This is a genomic window from Vibrio sp. Vb0667 (genome assembly GCF_033391095.1).
On the sequence record NZ_JAWPOL010000006.1, the window covers coordinates 58,519 to 74,225 of the forward strand.

Below are 15,707 nucleotides of genomic sequence, written 5' to 3' on the forward strand. Positions count from 1 at the left end.
TGTCTTCCGTTTTTGTTCAATTTGTTTTCATTAATTATTGGATGCTTTCGGTACGGTTTCGTTCATCTCCGACGTGAGTACCTGAATACAACTTTGAGCCAATGACACTGCCCAGAAGCTGCCTGCAAGAGTAAGGACTGCGCTACGTTCATGTAGTTGTACTAAGCCTTTCGCTTGCCACACTTTAAATAGAGGCAATAAAAACCCGAACGCGTCCTCTCCCATAAATGATGGAAGTTGATTTGCTTGAACAATGCCACGGTCAAACGCAGATTTGAGTGCAGAAAAAAGTGGTTCTAGAGGGCTTTGCTTCATCATCATCGCGATGGTGCTTTGACCTTCTTTGACCGCTTTAATATAGGTCTCTAGTGTGCGGTGTTGCATCATCCCGTAGCCACCGATATTACCTCCAGCACCACAGCCAATTGGCAATACCTCTGCATAAGTCTTGGCTAAACTATTGTATAAACTACGCTCGCGGTTATCGATTGCCCAATGGTTCACACTCAGTTGCTTCATATGGTGTTTGGCCATAAAGTTCACACCGAGCTCATACATTCCCGCTTTTTCTGGTGTGGTCGCAGGTGGCGGGATTTTTCCCTTTTCTACGAGGTTGAGCATGGGAGCTGACCCGCCAACCACTAACTGATACAAATCTAGTCCGTGTGCGCCAGTCGAGAGGAAATCATTTAAATCTTGCTCTAATACTTCTTTGGTTTGATAAGGTAAGCCATAGAGTAAATCGATAATGACCGGAATTTTGTCTTCTTTGGCGATCTCGCTCACTCGTTTGAGGACATCTTCCCTATCATCTAAACGTTTTGCGCTGCGGCGCACTTGTGTATTAAAACTTTGCACACCAAAAGAGAAACGATTAAACCCACCCTCTAAAGCGCCTTGATACAACTCATCAGAAAAACGATTGATGCGACCTTCTAAGGTGATTTCGCAGTCTGCAGCCAAAGGAAAGTGGTCTCGGATAGCCTGGCCTAACACACGAACCTGTACTGGAGATAAATCCGTTGGCGTTCCGCCCCCGATATATACGGCGTGAAAAATACCATTTTGTGTCCAAGGTAATGCCGCTTTCTCTCTAAGCTCCTGCATTAATGCTTCAAAGTACTCATCAACCAGTGTGCGACTTGCAGCATTTTGAAAGAAGTTACAAAAAGTGCAACGAACGCGACAAAACGGAACATGAATATAAAGACAGCGTTTATTGGTCGCTTTAACTGAGTTAGCCGTAATACTCGAAAAAATCGCCTGTTGTTGAGACGAGGGCACAGGTACGCTCGCTCCCCCGGCATGTGCAGAATGCTTCTTAACAAAAGCAAATCGCAATGGATCAGGACTATCACTGCCCAACACTGATTCATCAAGCTTATCGATATCGACGCTCATATATACTCGCTTAACTCCCATCATGTAAGGGATGGAAGCTGATCTTAAAAATTCTGCAAGAATCATAATTTGAGCGTAATGATAATGCAATTGATAATTGATCTTATTTCCATTGTAAGTAATAATCTGCCCAAGTTTTCATAGTTTCCCGAGATATTCCGTGAACGTACAAAGATATGTCATTGCAGGAGGTGCTTCCCTTGCCATCCATGCCGCACTTCTTTTTGTTTCTCAAGAGACAAAGGTGTTCGCGATGCCGGCTGGAAACCCAGCAAGTTCGGTAAGTCTAAATCTTGTGTCTGCTCCTCCCGCTGTCGAAAAATCTACACCAGAAAATGTAGCGCCACCAAAAGAGCAGCCTCAAGACCAACCTGAACCAGAAAAGAAGATTGTAAAAAAACAGGTCGTCAAGAAAGACGCTGTTAAGAAGAAGGTAGTAGAGAAAAAACCTGAACCGGTTAAACAATCTAAACCTAAAGCGGTCGAGCCCACCAAAACCGTAACAAAGCAAAAGGTTCAGCCCGAAGCGAAACCAAAGAAAAAAACGGAACCGGTGAAGAAAGAGACGGTAGCTCAACAATCCGCACCTGCGAGCCAATCCAAAGGGGCAACATCTCAGCCTGTCTTGGTCGACAAACCAACGTTTGTGAGTCAACCAACACAACCCCGTTACCCAAGGTCTGCACAAAGACGCGGTATTGAAGGTGTAGCCTTGTATGAGATATGGCTAGATGAGAATGGTAACCAGATTAAACAGGTTTTGATTGAGTCTTCCGGCACAGAGTCGCTAGATGCCTCAGCACTTCGTGCGATCAAACAGTGGCAATTTACACCACATATTTCAGGTGGGCTAAAAGTCGCTCACCGAGTACAAGTACCTGTTCGTTTTAAGTTGGATGGATAATGGAACAACTACAAGAATTACAAACTCAATTTGGGCTGATGACATGGCCTTTGATCATTTGCTCAGCTCTAACCGTGATGATCATCGCCGAGCGATTATTCCATGTGTTAATTAGCCTTGGTGTAGGAAAGCGAGCCATTCGCCAAAAGCTCACAGGATTAGACCCAACAAATGGGAGCGAGCTTGAAGCACTTGCTGAAGAGTTGTCGAATAAGCGGCCGCTTCTGTACCGTGGTGTTGCGATGTTGCTTGCTCATCATTCTTTCTCGAAATCTTTAAGAGAAGATGCCGCAGGTATTTGGCTGCAAGAAAAACGCCATCAGCTGCATTCCGGCCTTCGTTTGCTGACGCTGATTGGTGTCATCAGTCCTTTAATTGGCTTGCTTGGTACGGTACTTGGCTTAATTGACATGTTTAAAGGCATCGCGGTTTCAACGGGGAATATCACTCCGAATGATTTGGCTGACGGCCTAGGTCTTGCTATGCGCACCACTGCCGCGGGTCTCATTATCGCACTTCCTGCCATTTCAGGAGCGCAGATCATTGGTTTGTGGGCGGATCGTGTAATCGCCAAGCTTGAGCACACTTTAAACTACGTCAACTTATGGCTTGAAGGTATCTCGTTACAGCATGTCTCGCCAGACCACTCAAAAGTAACACTGCGCTCTTCTGAGAAGATTGAGGCTGCAACTCAATGATTAAAACACCACAAGAAAATAGTCGTAACGGTTTAACCCCCGATTTAACACCGCTGTTAGACATTATTTTTATCGTCATGGTTTTCCTGATGTTAACCGCAGCGGTCAAACTCGATTCATTAGACGTCAATTTACCGAGCACAGAATCTCAGGCTGTTGCAGATGTCGATAAGCAATCCATCACGGTAAATATTCTTAAAGACGAGCCTTACTGGGCTATTAACGGCAAGACATATATCGATTGGGACAACTTTACCCTCGCGCTGTTAGAAGAGAGTAAGTCAAGCGATAAACCGATTGTAATTGGAGCAGAAAAAACCGCGAATATTCAGTCGCTAGTACAACTTCTCGGCTTTTTACAAGAAAACGGAATTCAAGCAACTCAGTTACTCACTGAAGAGCCATCATAAAAATAAGTAAGATAGAGATCCTTTCAAAATGAAGAACACACGCATCACTATTCATGCTGTTGTCACGGCAGCTATTTCCCTACTTGCGAGTAGTCAACTTTTTGCCAATGAAACGCCATCCTCAGAGCGCGTTGTTAGCGCAGGCAGCGCCGTCACTGAACTCTTGCTTGAACTCGACGCTAAAGATAGCTTGGTTGCTATCGACGTCACCAGTCAATTACCAAAAGGAATGGAACTGCCTAAAGTGGGCTACCATCGTCGTCTTTCAGCGGAGGGGTTGCTCGCCTTACGTCCGACAAAAGTCATTGGTTCTGATGAGATGGGGCCGAAAACAACATTGAGCCAATTGAAATCGGCTGGCGTAGATGTAGAAATCGTTAATACTGATGCAAATGTCGAGGGCCTTTATCAACGTATTGATCAAATTGCGAACCTTATGGATCGCAAAGCTCAAGCTGAAAGCTTAAAGCAAGATGTCCAGGCGCAAGTACAAGCACTCAATGCAAACCAACCTGATCAAGCGAAGAAAAAGAAAGTGCTCTTTCTGCTGATCCATGAAGGGCGACCTGCAAATGTTGCGGGCTCACAAACGACACCCGATGCAATTATTCAACTCGCCGGCGGACAAAACCCAGCCGCTACACAACTCTCGTCTTACAAGCCTCTATCCACAGAAGCGATGGTAGAGATGCAGCCTGACGTGATTCTTGTTAGTGGTCGCAGCTATGAAACGTTGGGTGGTGCCGATGCAATTTTAAAAGCAATGCCGCTTCTTGCTGCAACACCCGCTGGAAAGAACAAAGACATCATAACGATTGATGGCCATGCTCTGGTAGGTGGTTTGGGCCTTAAAAGCCTTGCAGAAGCTAAACGCTTGAATGCACTGCTTTACCCATAGAGACATGACATGTTGTTAAGACGCATCCCCCTTTCAACGACGTTATCAGTGCTTAGTGGATTTTTAGCATTTATTGCTATCGCCTCTATTACCGTTGGCCCAATGAACATTAGCTTTGCTGACAGTTTGCGTAGCCTAACGGGAGGCAGTTCTGATCTCGCTCCTCACATTCAGTTGGTCATTAACGAAATCCGATTGCCTCGCACCATTTTGTGTATGTTCATCGGCGCCATTTTAGCAATTTGTGGTGTGGTTATGCAGGGCTTGTTCCGTAACCCATTAGCCGAGCCTGGTATCATTGGTGTGTCTGCTGGCGCTGCTCTTGGTGGTGCATTCGCTATTGTTGTATTTGCTGAATTTAGCCAAAACTATCCGCAACTAATGAACTTAGCGGCTCTGCCTCTTTTTGCTTTCCTTGGCGGTGCACTAACGACTATTCTCGTTTATAAACTCGGCACAAGTAAGTTTGGTACCTCAGTTACAATTATGTTGTTAGCCGGCGTTGCCATCAGCGCGCTCTCGGGTGCTGCGATTGGCTACATGAACTTTATCGCAGATGATCAGATGCTGCGAGATTTGACGCTTTGGTCGATGGGCTCATTAGCTGGTGCAAATTGGTCAGGGATTGCTCTATCTGCTGTAACACTCGTCATCCTATTACTCTGGTTTCAGAAGAAGTCGATGGCGCTGAATGCTCTGTTGTTAGGGGAATCAGAAGCAAGACACTTAGGAGTTCCGGTTCAAAAACTCAAACGTCAGCTTATTTTACTTTCTGCACTGGGTGTTGGTATTACGGTGAGCATCAGTGGTGCAATTGGCTTTATTGGGCTCGTGATTCCACACTTAGGGCGCATGCTCGCTGGGCCTGACCATCGAACGCTATTACCAATATCTGCCTTAATGGGAGCTCTGCTTCTTACTGCCGCAGATATGTTTGCTCGTGTTGCCGTGGCACCAGCTGAATTACCAGTTGGAATCGTGACCGCATTGATTGGCGCGCCCTTTTTCATCTACTTATTGTTCCAGCAAAAAGGGAAGATTTTGTAATGAACCAGATCGTTTTATCGGGGAAAAACATTTCGATGACATATGGCAACCGTGTGGTGCTCGATGACATCAACATTGATATCCGAGCTGGTGAAGTGACCGCCCTACTCGGCCCCAATGGCGCAGGTAAAAGTACTTTACTCAAGCTTCTATGCGGTGAGATCTCTTCGAATCATCACATCACCTACTTCGGTAAACAAAAGCATGATTGGGAGCCTGAAAAAAGCGCCAAACATATTGCAATGCTCCCGCAGCACAGCACCTTAACCTTCCCATTTCTAGCCAGAGAAGTAGTAGAGCTGGGGGCAATACCGCTATCACTGTCCAATAAAGAAACCACTAAACTGGCTTTACATTACATGGAACAAACCGACGTATTGCATTTAGCAGAAAGCCTGTACCCGTCTTTATCTGGTGGAGAAAAGCAACGACTGCATCTAGCACGAGTGATGACACAACTACATCAATCTGGCGAAAAACGAATCTTAATGCTTGATGAACCTACCTCAGCGTTGGATCTCGCCCATCAACACAACACGTTAAAAATTGCTCGTGAAACGGCAAAAGCACAGAACGCTGCGGTGGTTGTGGTGTTACATGACTTGAATCTAGCCTCTCAGTACGCAGACCGCCTTGTACTCTTGCATAACGGGAAACTAGTTTGTGATGACACGCCATGGAATGCACTAACGTCAGAGCGCATTGAGCAAGTTTATGGCTATCGCTCTATTGTGACAAAACATCCGACGCTAGACTTCCCTCAAGTGCATGCCGCAGCATAAAGCGTATCTCCTCTAAGCCGTCTCTAAAACACTTTGATACGACAAAGGCCCGCAATATGAGAATTGCGGGCCTTTGCTTTGATAGTGGCAGAATTTGGGGCTTTAAAGGCTATTACTTGCTCATTTGGATCAATGATCGACCAATCAACCACTCAAGCTCTTTGTCACCACCCGCACCAAACTGGCTTTCAACCATTTTGTATAAGCGGTCAATACCATTAGCAGCAAATTCTTGCGCATTTTCAGCGGTGACAATGTGATGGAATAGCAGTCGTAAAATCGCGAGAAACTCAGCATCTTCCAGCGCTTTAATCCAACTTTGTGAAAATGCATTTAATCCTTTATCAAACTCTAAGTGTTCAATAAACATTTTAAAGATACGGCCATCCAGTGCGGCGGTGAAGTCCGTTTTCTTAGGGAAGTGATGGCTAATACCGGTACGCGATATACCTGTCTGCTGGCTTAGCGTCGTGTACGACATTTTGTCGTAACCTAATCTGAGTAGCTGATCAATAACGGCATCCATGATCTTTTGGATAGTGATTTCGGTATCTTCTTTACTACGCTTTGGCATATTTTAAGCTCTTCTCTTTGTAAATCCATCTAACTCACTATTAAATGAGGCCAGAATGAAATCATTCTTAGCATTATACCCGGCTCGCCGATGCGGTTCGATTAGCGAAAACCTAGAAATCAGGTTGCTAAGCGCTGCACTTGAAAGCGCTTTGGGTATATGTATTGCGACTATTTAATATCATGTCGAGTTCCAAACCATAACGTCTTTACACTGCGTAATGTGTAATTTTCAGTTATGTTTTTGTCAATACATGCTACTCAAAATAAGGCGAAAAGTTAGTCTCATCAAAACCTTGCGCCAATTATTCATCGAAACTATTCAAAGACCAAGAATGATAATTATTAAAAATAATCAATCAAGAAATAGTCTTATAAATTAACCATTAGTTCAACTGGACTGAGCAAAATCTCGTCACTATGTTCGTTAATTGATTTTAAATGTTGATATATATCACATTAACGTTCTTGATGATTTAGTAATCCAATCTTTAACCCTTACTTAACAAGTGCCTATTCTGTTCCTTTTTTACGCAAAAGTCGTCATTTTTGTAGATACAGATCAAATACCTGATAGAATACCCTTAGTATTTACAAGAGGATTCGTTATGAGTGTCGAATTAGAAAAAAACCAAGTATGTGAGGCCTGCGGCTGTGCTGGCGAGATAGGCTTTATCATCAAAGAAGGTGACGAAGTTGCCGACGTAACGGTTTTCGCACAGACAAAAACAGAGCTAGAGTCTGAACTACAAAAATACATCGAGCTCGCTAAATCAGTATGTGCTGATGTTGAATACAATGTTTCAGAAATAACCGAAGAATCGAACCAAGCGACGGCTCGATTCAAATTTGAAGTAAGTGCTGAAAAACTTATCTTTGAATTAAAAACTCGCTCACTCGCGCGTTAGTAAATTACCACCTTCTAAAGAAGGTGGCTTTGTGTGAGCCCCCTAAAAGGGGGCCTTTGTTTAGTCCAGCGCCAATTGCTGCTGCTCTACTCGCTCTTGCTTCTCTTGATGTCTTACATATCGGCGTATTATTTCTTCATTGATTCCAACACTATCGACAAAATAGCCTCTTTGCCAAAAGTGATTACCCCAAAGCCTGTTCTTCCTAAGGTGAGGAAACTTGCTAAATAGCTTTAAGGCTATTTTGCCTTTCAATACCCCCATCAACTTGGATATCGAAAGCTTTGGTGGGACCTTTACAACTAAATGTACGTGGTCAACTTGTACGTTTAGCTCTACGACTTCACATCCAAGTTGATTACAGTAAACATAAATACATCGATAAACTTCTTTACCTATATTGTTCTTCAAGATCCTAAATCGATACTTTGGCGTCCACACTATATGGTATTGACAACGCCAAAATACGTGGGAAGCTTGATTGTATCTACTCATGTTATTTGTCCTCTTTGACTTCTGGAAAAATCAAAGACGCATTTAACATGAGTAGTTTTACAGGCAAAGCCGAAACGGATGATAACCACCTACTGAAGTAGGTGGTTTAGGGCTGAAAATGAAAAAAGCGAGCATGATGCTCGCTTTTTATTTTTCCAATCTCTTAATCTTAAACCGCTCTAAATGAAACAGACAACTTCGGCGCGTTTATTTCTCTTTTTTGAACACGACCCACTTTAACGAGCCATTGGTTTCAAAATCGTTCTCAGCGGTACACATCAGTAATACGCCTTCAACATTAATCACGGCCCCTGTGGTGTAGGCTTTATCATCGTAGTAACAGATACGCTGACCTACCTTACCGTCAGCAACTATTAGCGCTTTGTTTTCTGGTGTACTGTATGATTTAGCAAAAACGGAACCCGACAGCAGTACTGCAAAAACACTAGCGGTAAAAATAGATACACTTTTTAACTTCATGAAAATCTCCCTCAAACCTCAATAATACTAACAAGGACCCTTGTGAAGTTCTTGGAAGAATCTCATATTATTCAAATATCTACTGATATTTTTCTCACCTCTACGCTTGAATCTGCTTCACATTCAATCATTTAATTTATCTCATTTTAGTAAGCTTGAAGTTACTTAGCGCAGTAAAGAAGCGCACACTTTTAGCGTGCATCTCTAATTTGAATATTTAAGTTATGAATCAAAAACTGTGAGCAAAAAATGCATAATAGGTTTATTTAAGTATAAGATAAGCACCTGTTGATCTCGGTATTTAACTAAATCTTTGACTATGCGTTTTGTTTCCCTATGCCTTACTTCAATCCTGCTCTGCTCGTCTCCTTTGGCATATGAGCTAGATTACTATTCTAAGTTTGGTCACATCGATAATTACGGCAATCTTGATCTTAGAAACAAGCCTTACACCCAACTCCCCTCTGGCCTAGTGGTAAAGGGCAACTTAAACATCTCACAAACCCCTATCAAAACCTTGCCCAAAGGGCTTGATGTTGAAGGCAGTCTGGAAGCAACTAACAGCGCACTCAAAGTTATTCGCTCAGGAACAAAGATAAAAGGCTATGCAAACCTACTAGGTAGTAAGATCGAAAACTGGCCTAAAGGCATCAAACTAGGCGGTTACCTAAACCTGACAGATACACCGCTAAAAGCGCTTCCAGCTAAACTTCGAGTAAAAGGTGATCTAAGTGTTATTCGCACTCCCATTTCTGATCTTCCTGAAGGATTGGTGGTTGATGGTAATCTTTATATTGGAGGATCAGCGCTGAAAGTATTTCCAGACACAATGACGGTGAAAGGGAATATCTATTTAGGTGGTAACAGGATCACAAAATGGCCCAGCAATTTAACCCTTGGTGGCGCCGTCGCACCTTAAAGAGCAGATAAACAAAAGCCCCGGCAGACCGAGGCTTTAAGGCATTCTGAATCAACGAGTTCAGTGACGAAGATTACTCTTGGTTATTCACAGGATTGGCATAGCTCGCCACCAAATAAGGTCTTGCGCCTTCAGGTAGCTGATCCAACTTATCCGCGAGATGACGCTTAACTGCTTCCGTAATGATGCTCGAATCTTCATACCCAGCAGCTAACAAGTTGATTGGGTACAACTTGTAGTTGTTGTGAATTTGGCGGTCGATTTCACCAGCAAGAGATTCCGGCGTTTCAAACTCTTGCTCAATCACATCACCAAACGCAACATGTACACGGCCTTTATAGCCAACGATACCTTGAATGATGCTTTCGATATCTTCAAATTCGCCTTTTTCATAGCGGCCATTTTCTGCTTTTTCGTACAGCTCTTTTGCTTTGGCAATGTCACATGGATCATTTTCATAGGCAATCGAGACAGGAACGATTTTCAGAGAACGCGTGTACTCACCAAAGCTGATCTTTTGTTTACGACCTTCAACATGGAACATTTTTAAAATCGCAGGATCAGTAAAGTCGTTTCCATCTTTAGCACGGCCTTCCTTTTGGGCAATCCAAATTGAATTGCCAGTATCAAGCGAATGTTTGATATAGCTTGACAGTTGTCCCAATGCTTTCATCATTTCTCTAGGCGCTTTAGCAGAGCGCTTAACGATGAAGCTCTTATTGAGTCGCATCAATTCTGTCGCACATGGCTTCTTCAGCAGGTTATCGCCAATCGCTATACGAACTGTACGGTGCCCACTTTGGTACAAGCCATAATTTACGAGCGCGGGGTCCATCGCAATATCACGGTGGTTAGAAACGAATAGGTATGACGTGTTTTTATCCAGCTTATCCAAACCAGAAAAAGTGACGCCATCCGTTGTCTTATTCAATGTATCTTTCAGGTACTTCTTCACTTCAATCTGAATTGCTTCGACAGAATCAAGCTTGCTCCACTTAGCTTTCAGGTAGATTCGCAGGATCGGGCTCATTAGCGTTTTGAACCACGCTGCTTTATTAGCAAAGCGATGCTCTAGGATAGCAGTGATAAATTCATCATCTTGGATTAGACGATCCAGCGCTGCTGGAATTTCTTCGTCGTTGTAAGGACGAATTTCAATATAAGGATCGGTATTGGCTGTCATTGTTCATTACATATCAAAAAAAGCTGGCACATTTTACGCATAGTTTTGCTGACAAGCAGCATTTCAACCCATACTTTTAACATGGTCATACCAGTTAAGCCACCATTTATCATGCTAAAAAATTATCTCAGCTGGTTGGAATCGTATGGGTTTAACGTTACCCTTAGCGCCAAAAAACACTGGTACTCATAATGAACTACGCAATTGAATTTCACGACGCTAAATACCCCTTTCTTGATGTAGCTGCGCGTAAAAAAGCACTGAAGCACAGTCTACTATCTGTCATCGAAGGGTTAGCCGTCATTAAATTGGGTAAGCAGGAGTATGCCATTGAACCAGGCCAATATTTTTGGATTCCTCAAGGATGTTTGAGCTCCCTCACCTTTTTACCTAATTCTCGTGTATATCGTTGTGATTTTTCTGTGCGTTTAAATGACGACTTCTCACAACAGGCGGGCTTTGTGAAGCCTTCACCGCTACTAAAAGCGCTCGTCGAGAAGCTAGCAACAACTGCCGAACGCTCGGATCTGCAAACCGATCTACTGACAGTAGTAAGACATGAAGTATTGACGCTGTCTCCTAAACTAGCGCACTCAACGTTAACGAGAACCATCAATCAATGGACTCCTGGCTGTGACATGAATATTTCTAAAGAGCTTTGCTTGGTACTAACACTACGTGAAGCAAGAAAAATGAAACTGTCGGGGAAGAAGGAAGAGCAAATTGTTGACTCTCTTTTTGCTGGTAACACCGAAGAATATGAACAGCTTTGCTTTTTAGTCTTTGGAGAAGCGCTATAACTTGCTCTTCAACAAGCTACGTCTTCAGCATTACGGACACAGAAAGTAGATTAAAACAAAAAGGGCGTACATTGATAATGTACGCCCTTTTTTCATTTGCTTGAGATGTCTAGAAAGGTACTTCTATCTGCATCATCCAGTCAGCGTCATAATATTCGTGCCAACGATAATCAAACCGCATTCTTGGCTGTCCGTCTGATTTATCACCAAAACCAACGCTGAACATCACCCCGTGACTACGAAGCCACTCTTCTGTATCCATTTTACTCTCTTCGTCTCGGAGCTCTTCCGGCATCCAAAAACCAAGACCAAAGTAATTCTTTTCTAAGTTTTGAGTTAGAAGTGGGGTCTCTTCCGGCTTAATCGCCCACTCCTCCCAATAGTTTTCTGTTGGTCCTTCAAGCTTCGCTTCCGCTGCATACCAAATCAACGCTTCAGTACTTAACACACCGATGGAATCTAAAATTTCTTCACAGATTGGAAGAGTGTTATCTTCAAACACCACGGAACGATCAGAAAAATAGTTACACGCGGAATGAGCTTGTGTCACCACAAGCAGCGCACATGCACTAAATAAAACGACTCTGACCATGAAAATCTGACCTCTCAGTTCCCAGACAATGTTTCTCTGTATAAGCCTTTACTAAGTAATAAATCACGTACGGAAGGTGTTGTATAGGCACCGATCTCTTCACCCTCGGCCAATGCTTTGCGAATATCTGTGCTTCTGACTTTTACTTTTTCAGGACATGCCATAACAGTCCAACGTTCCGTAATCTCTTCAGCTCTACTAAATTTAGCAAATTTGAAGAAATTATCAGGACCAATGACAAAAGTTATATCGGCAGTTGGGTAGATTTCTTGAATTTTTTCTAACAACGCATAGGTCGTCACACTTTGTCCAGGTTGGTATAAAGCTTGCTCTGCATCAGAACGCTGAACATTAGAAAGCCCCATATCCTTGATGAACGCGTCAACCATTTTGCACCGAGTTGGGTAATCAAGCATGTTCTTGCCCCAAGCGTGTGCAATGCTTGGCTCAAGTAGCACAAGATCAAAGTGGCTCAAAGACTCAATAACACTTTTATGCCCTAAACTAGGTGGGTTAAATGCACTACCAAAAATGGCGATTTTTTTCATATCCGGTGATTACCTGGTTGAAGAGAGTTTTCTAATCTGATGATTTCGGTATGATACTACTAATCTTTAAAGCTTTTGACCCTAAAGTCGCGTTTAATGAGCCTCAACTGTATGGTTTATCACCATTTGAGCAAATGTGCTTTAGAGTCTGAAATATTTGCAGGAAAAGGAACCCTAAATGGAACAATCCATCCGTGACGAAATGCGCGTACTCCCTTCAATTGATCCGCATTTTGAAATTGAACGCCGTGTCGCTTTTATTAAGCGTAAATTGCAAGAAGCGGGCTGTAAGTCTCTTGTTCTTGGCATCAGCGGTGGCGTTGACTCAACGACATGTGGTCGTTTAGCTCAGTTGGCTGTAGACCAACTAAACGAAGAAGCGGGCAACAATAGCTACCAATTTATCGCAGTTCGCCTGCCTTACGGGGAGCAAAAAGATGAAGATGAGGCTCAGCTCGCTCTGTCTTTTATCCAGCCAACCCATTCTGTATCGGTGAACATCAAAGCAGGTGTTGACGGGCTTCATTCGGCTTCTCACGTTGCATTAGAAGGCACAGATCTTCTACCAACTGATGCAGCAAAAGTCGACTTCGTAAAAGGCAATGTAAAAGCGCGGGCTCGCATGGTTGCTCAATACGAGATCGCGGGCTACGTAGGCGGCCTTGTTCTTGGTACTGATCACTCAGCAGAAAACATCACTGGTTTCTACACTAAATTTGGTGATGGCGCTTGTGACATGGCACCATTGTTCGGATTAAGTAAGCGCCAAGTTCGTGAAGTAGCTGCTACATTGGGTGCACCTGAGCAACTAGTGAAGAAAGTGCCAACAGCAGACTTAGAAGAGCTTGCTCCACAAAAAGCAGATGAAGATGCGCTAAGCCTAACTTACGAGCAAATCGACGACTTCTTAGAGGGCAAACCTGTTCCACAGCAAGTGAGTGACCGTCTGGTAGCGATTTACAAAGCAACGCAGCACAAACGCCAGCCAATTCCGACGATTTACGACTAAGCGATATTTTCAGCTCTCTTTAAAACTCAAAACGCTGCTAAAAATAGCAGCGTTTTTTTGTCGAAGGACAAAGTTGCTCTCGCCTAGTTGGTTACTGTTACGTCCGTCTCTGGCACAGCACAACACGCCAATACGGTTCCCATTGCACGTTCCTCATCAGTCAGCACGGGCACGTCCGGATGATGTACTTGACCCGACGTAAGCTGAACTTTACAGGCACCACATAAGCCTGCACGACAGCTATTGCTGATGACCTTCCCAGCATCTTCGAGCTGATCTAACAACGTTTTTTGGTTGTTGCCTACGACTTTCGTTCCATTAAAGTCAATAGCGAGACTTTTCTCTGGCTTTGACGTAAGAGAAGAAACTCCAAACGCTTCTTGATGGTAGTTTTCCTCTGGCAGCCCTTTTCTTAGTAGAAGACTTTTTGCTTTATCCATAAACCCATCCGGGCCACACACAAACACCTGACGCTGTTCAACATCTTTGATTTGCTTAATGTGTGACAAACTTAAACGCCCTTTCAAACCAAACCAATCAACAGCAGGTTGCGTTAAACAGACTTTTACTTCTAGCCCTGGGTGCTCACGCTTTAACTGCTCCAACTCTGAGCGACAAGGAATATCATTCTCGGTGCGACATTGATGGTAGAAAACCACGTTATCCAACTGATTGTGATCCGCTAAGTAACGCACCATTGATAACATTGGTGTTACTCCGCTACCCGCAGAGAGTAACAGCAGAGGCTGCGCTTCATGCGCTTTAAGGTGGAACTGACCGTCAGGTTGTTCTGCCTCTAAAACATCACCGACTTGTAAGTTGTCTAAGAGTGAGTTAGAGACTCTTCCACCCGCGATACGCTTTACAGAAATAGCATAACGACCCGGGCGAGAAGGACTGGATGATAAGGTATAGCGTCGACCCACTTTCTTACCATCAATATTCACCTCTATTGGCAGGTGTTGTCCTGGCAAGTAATTAGGCAACGAACCTTTGTTTGGCTCTAACCATAAGGTCACAAAGTCTTGGGCAATTTCTTCACGCTCAACACATGTAAGCTTCATGCGCACTGGCGAGTTATCTGCGTAAAACTCCGGCTCTTTGTACTCCAATACTTCAACTTTATCGCCTTGACGAATAATGCCTTCATTTCGCGCGACAAGATTCTGGCCAAAGAACACACCACCGACATCGTTTGCACGGAACTGTTGCAAGGTTTTGAGCGGCTCTTTGCTCTCACGGAATGTGCCTCTTTGGGTATTCACCGTAGTCAGGATACAGCGCTCGCAAGGTTTGAGAGACTCAAACTCTACCTCACCGATTCGTATGCGCTTCCATGAATCTTCTTCAAATGGCTTAGTATCAGAGACAACTAAGTTAGTACGAAACTGATCCATTGAGTGCAGCTCTGAACTTCTTCGATTCAGCTCATCAAGTGAAGCTTGGCTGATCACTAAAACCGGATAACCATCAGCAAAACTGACGTTTTGACCTAGCTTTTCACGGACACGATTCGATTGCTCACCACTAAATAACAACTCAACGCGCTGCCCCAAAACACGACTAAACCAGTCATCTGCATCATCTGTCGTGGTATAGGCAGTAAATGTATCTTTCCAAACCGTTGCAGGTGTCTCCTGCATTTTGAAATCTTGGTAACGGATTTTAAGTGGCTCCATACCCAAACTACTAAACACCACTCCATCGGACAATAAGGCAGACTTAATGGTTACCATTTGCGGATACTTTCGCGCAGTGATCATCGAGCCATCAGCTTTCGCAATCATAAAGCGACGATCGAAGCTCAATCCTTGCTTCTCAACCCATACGGACGACAGCGATAATCCGCCAACTGACTTAACCGGAAAAACATTAATTAGGGATAAAACGGGTTGCGACATGGCCTTCTTCCTACGGGTGTTTTTTATTTGTTGCGGTATTGTATACTCAAATCACATTAAGTTGCAGAGTCTGCTGCCTCTTCATCCATTTCAACTTTCTCGAAACCATATTCTTATAAATTTGGTTTTAGTGACAAGTATTTACTACACTCAATATTC

The 15,707-nt window shown here is 43.6% G+C and carries 18 protein-coding genes; 10 read left to right on the plus strand and 8 right to left on the minus strand.

The features are described 5' to 3' along the window. Positions 1–30: 30 nt before the first annotated feature. A complete protein-coding gene (gene hutW, locus R8269_RS09090) occupies positions 31–1,401 on the minus strand; it encodes a heme anaerobic degradation radical SAM methyltransferase ChuW/HutW (RefSeq protein ID WP_033906779.1) in 1,371 nt (456 codons plus the stop codon). 160 nt (positions 1,402–1,561) lie between these two features. Here hutW and R8269_RS09095 point away from each other — a divergent pair, with 160 nt between their 5' ends. Genes R8269_RS09095 through R8269_RS09120 form a run of 6 tightly spaced genes read left to right on the plus strand, consistent with a single transcriptional unit; the run spans position 1,562 to position 6,140 of the window. Continuing rightward, the gene (locus R8269_RS09095; RefSeq protein ID WP_025998667.1) at positions 1,562–2,305 is read left to right on the plus strand and encodes an energy transducer TonB; all 744 of its coding nucleotides are present in this window, start codon (positions 1,562–1,564) and stop codon (positions 2,303–2,305) included. Continuing rightward, on the plus strand, positions 2,305–3,003 hold the full coding sequence (locus R8269_RS09100) for a MotA/TolQ/ExbB proton channel family protein (RefSeq protein ID WP_005385044.1): 699 nt from the start codon (positions 2,305–2,307) through the stop codon (positions 3,001–3,003). Before R8269_RS09095 ends, R8269_RS09100 begins: the two co-directional genes overlap by 1 nt. Next, entirely contained in the window at positions 3,000–3,413 is a 414-nt protein-coding gene (locus tag R8269_RS09105) for an ExbD/TolR family protein (RefSeq protein ID WP_005375322.1), read from the plus strand. Before R8269_RS09100 ends, R8269_RS09105 begins: the two co-directional genes overlap by 4 nt. Positions 3,414–3,441: 28 nt before the next feature. After that, positions 3,442–4,311, plus strand: coding sequence for a heme/hemin ABC transporter substrate-binding protein (locus R8269_RS09110; protein ID WP_005375320.1), 870 nt, complete (start codon positions 3,442–3,444; stop codon positions 4,309–4,311). Positions 4,312–4,320: 9 nt separating this feature from the next. Continuing rightward, positions 4,321–5,358 (plus strand): FecCD family ABC transporter permease, encoded by a 1,038-nt coding sequence (locus tag R8269_RS09115; protein WP_005375318.1) that lies wholly within the window; start codon positions 4,321–4,323, stop codon positions 5,356–5,358. Beyond that, entirely contained in the window at positions 5,358–6,140 is a 783-nt protein-coding gene (locus tag R8269_RS09120) for a heme ABC transporter ATP-binding protein (RefSeq protein ID WP_005385036.1), read from the plus strand. The genes R8269_RS09115 and R8269_RS09120 overlap by 1 nt, the downstream gene beginning before the upstream one ends. Positions 6,141–6,252: 112 nt before the next feature. Here R8269_RS09120 and R8269_RS09125 read toward each other — a convergent pair whose 3' ends face one another. Further along, positions 6,253–6,714, minus strand: coding sequence for a TetR/AcrR family transcriptional regulator (locus R8269_RS09125; RefSeq protein ID WP_005385033.1), 462 nt, complete (start codon positions 6,712–6,714; stop codon positions 6,253–6,255). 607 nt (positions 6,715–7,321) lie between these two features. Here R8269_RS09125 and R8269_RS09130 point away from each other — a divergent pair. Next, entirely contained in the window at positions 7,322–7,621 is a 300-nt protein-coding gene (locus tag R8269_RS09130; protein ID WP_005375307.1) for a YfcZ/YiiS family protein, read from the plus strand. A 60-nt stretch (positions 7,622–7,681) separates the two neighbouring features. Here the strand turns inward: R8269_RS09130 and tnpA are convergent, their stop codons facing one another. Both tnpA and R8269_RS09140 read right to left on the minus strand, forming a co-directional pair. Further along, positions 7,682–8,116 carry an IS200/IS605 family transposase gene (gene tnpA, locus R8269_RS09135; protein ID WP_017633711.1) on the minus strand — a complete coding sequence of 145 codons (435 nt, stop codon included), beginning with the start codon at positions 8,114–8,116 and terminating at the stop codon, positions 7,682–7,684. A gap of 207 nt (positions 8,117–8,323) precedes the next feature. Further along, positions 8,324–8,596, minus strand: coding sequence for a YnjH family protein (locus R8269_RS09140; protein ID WP_258477466.1), 273 nt, complete (start codon positions 8,594–8,596; stop codon positions 8,324–8,326). A gap of 319 nt (positions 8,597–8,915) precedes the next feature. Between R8269_RS09140 and R8269_RS09145 the strand changes: the two genes are divergently transcribed. Beyond that, positions 8,916–9,515 (plus strand): hypothetical protein, encoded by a 600-nt coding sequence (locus tag R8269_RS09145; RefSeq protein WP_005375305.1) that lies wholly within the window; start codon positions 8,916–8,918, stop codon positions 9,513–9,515. A gap of 73 nt (positions 9,516–9,588) precedes the next feature. Here the strand turns inward: R8269_RS09145 and R8269_RS09150 are convergent, their stop codons facing one another. Then, positions 9,589–10,698 carry a 1-acyl-sn-glycerol-3-phosphate acyltransferase gene (locus R8269_RS09150; RefSeq protein WP_025768511.1) on the minus strand — a complete coding sequence of 370 codons (1,110 nt, stop codon included), beginning with the start codon at positions 10,696–10,698 and terminating at the stop codon, positions 9,589–9,591. A gap of 191 nt (positions 10,699–10,889) precedes the next feature. Here R8269_RS09150 and R8269_RS09155 point away from each other — a divergent pair, with 191 nt between their 5' ends. Beyond that, positions 10,890–11,498 carry a hypothetical protein gene (locus R8269_RS09155; RefSeq protein WP_005375302.1) on the plus strand — a complete coding sequence of 203 codons (609 nt, stop codon included), beginning with the start codon at positions 10,890–10,892 and terminating at the stop codon, positions 11,496–11,498. Positions 11,499–11,607: 109 nt separating this feature from the next. Here the strand turns inward: R8269_RS09155 and R8269_RS09160 are convergent, their stop codons facing one another. Next, positions 11,608–12,090 (minus strand): hypothetical protein, encoded by a 483-nt coding sequence (locus tag R8269_RS09160; protein WP_318222513.1) that lies wholly within the window; start codon positions 12,088–12,090, stop codon positions 11,608–11,610. Positions 12,091–12,104: 14 nt separating this feature from the next. Next, positions 12,105–12,638, minus strand: a complete 534-nt coding sequence (locus R8269_RS09165) for a nicotinate-nicotinamide nucleotide adenylyltransferase (RefSeq protein ID WP_005375300.1) — start codon at positions 12,636–12,638, stop codon at positions 12,105–12,107. A gap of 178 nt (positions 12,639–12,816) precedes the next feature. Between R8269_RS09165 and nadE the strand changes: the two genes are divergently transcribed. Further along, positions 12,817–13,647, plus strand: a complete 831-nt coding sequence (gene nadE / locus R8269_RS09170; RefSeq protein WP_005375299.1) for an ammonia-dependent NAD(+) synthetase — start codon at positions 12,817–12,819, stop codon at positions 13,645–13,647. 83 nt (positions 13,648–13,730) lie between these two features. On the opposite strand, the gene R8269_RS09175 is transcribed toward nadE, so the two are convergent. Further along, positions 13,731–15,548, minus strand: coding sequence for a hybrid-cluster NAD(P)-dependent oxidoreductase (locus tag R8269_RS09175; RefSeq protein WP_005375298.1), 1,818 nt, complete (start codon positions 15,546–15,548; stop codon positions 13,731–13,733). Positions 15,549–15,707 lie beyond the last annotated feature (159 nt).

What these genes read in the sequence shown, in the direction of transcription:
- tnpA (WP_017633711.1), bottom strand. Translation starts at nt 8,116, where the DNA reads ATGAGTAGATACAATCAAGCTTCCCACGTATTTTGGCGTTGTCAATAC.
- R8269_RS09145 (WP_005375305.1), top strand. Translation starts at nt 8,916, where the DNA reads ATGCGTTTTGTTTCCCTATGCCTTACTTCAATCCTGCTCTGCTCGTCT.
- R8269_RS09155 (WP_005375302.1), top strand. Translation starts at nt 10,890, where the DNA reads ATGAACTACGCAATTGAATTTCACGACGCTAAATACCCCTTTCTTGAT.
- R8269_RS09100 (WP_005385044.1), top strand. Translation starts at nt 2,305, where the DNA reads ATGGAACAACTACAAGAATTACAAACTCAATTTGGGCTGATGACATGG.
- R8269_RS09120 (WP_005385036.1), top strand. Translation starts at nt 5,358, where the DNA reads ATGAACCAGATCGTTTTATCGGGGAAAAACATTTCGATGACATATGGC.
- R8269_RS09165 (WP_005375300.1), bottom strand. Translation starts at nt 12,638, where the DNA reads ATGAAAAAAATCGCCATTTTTGGTAGTGCATTTAACCCACCTAGTTTA.
- R8269_RS09160 (WP_318222513.1), bottom strand. Translation starts at nt 12,090, where the DNA reads ATGGTCAGAGTCGTTTTATTTAGTGCATGTGCGCTGCTTGTGGTGACA.
- R8269_RS09150 (WP_025768511.1), bottom strand. Translation starts at nt 10,698, where the DNA reads ATGACAGCCAATACCGATCCTTATATTGAAATTCGTCCTTACAACGAC.
- R8269_RS09110 (WP_005375320.1), top strand. Translation starts at nt 3,442, where the DNA reads ATGAAGAACACACGCATCACTATTCATGCTGTTGTCACGGCAGCTATT.
- R8269_RS09125 (WP_005385033.1), bottom strand. Translation starts at nt 6,714, where the DNA reads ATGCCAAAGCGTAGTAAAGAAGATACCGAAATCACTATCCAAAAGATC.
- R8269_RS09115 (WP_005375318.1), top strand. Translation starts at nt 4,321, where the DNA reads ATGTTGTTAAGACGCATCCCCCTTTCAACGACGTTATCAGTGCTTAGT.
- R8269_RS09140 (WP_258477466.1), bottom strand. Translation starts at nt 8,596, where the DNA reads ATGAAGTTAAAAAGTGTATCTATTTTTACCGCTAGTGTTTTTGCAGTA.
- hutW (WP_033906779.1), bottom strand. Translation starts at nt 1,401, where the DNA reads ATGAGCGTCGATATCGATAAGCTTGATGAATCAGTGTTGGGCAGTGAT.
- nadE (WP_005375299.1), top strand. Translation starts at nt 12,817, where the DNA reads ATGGAACAATCCATCCGTGACGAAATGCGCGTACTCCCTTCAATTGAT.
- R8269_RS09105 (WP_005375322.1), top strand. Translation starts at nt 3,000, where the DNA reads ATGATTAAAACACCACAAGAAAATAGTCGTAACGGTTTAACCCCCGAT.
- R8269_RS09175 (WP_005375298.1), bottom strand. Translation starts at nt 15,548, where the DNA reads ATGTCGCAACCCGTTTTATCCCTAATTAATGTTTTTCCGGTTAAGTCA.
- R8269_RS09130 (WP_005375307.1), top strand. Translation starts at nt 7,322, where the DNA reads ATGAGTGTCGAATTAGAAAAAAACCAAGTATGTGAGGCCTGCGGCTGT.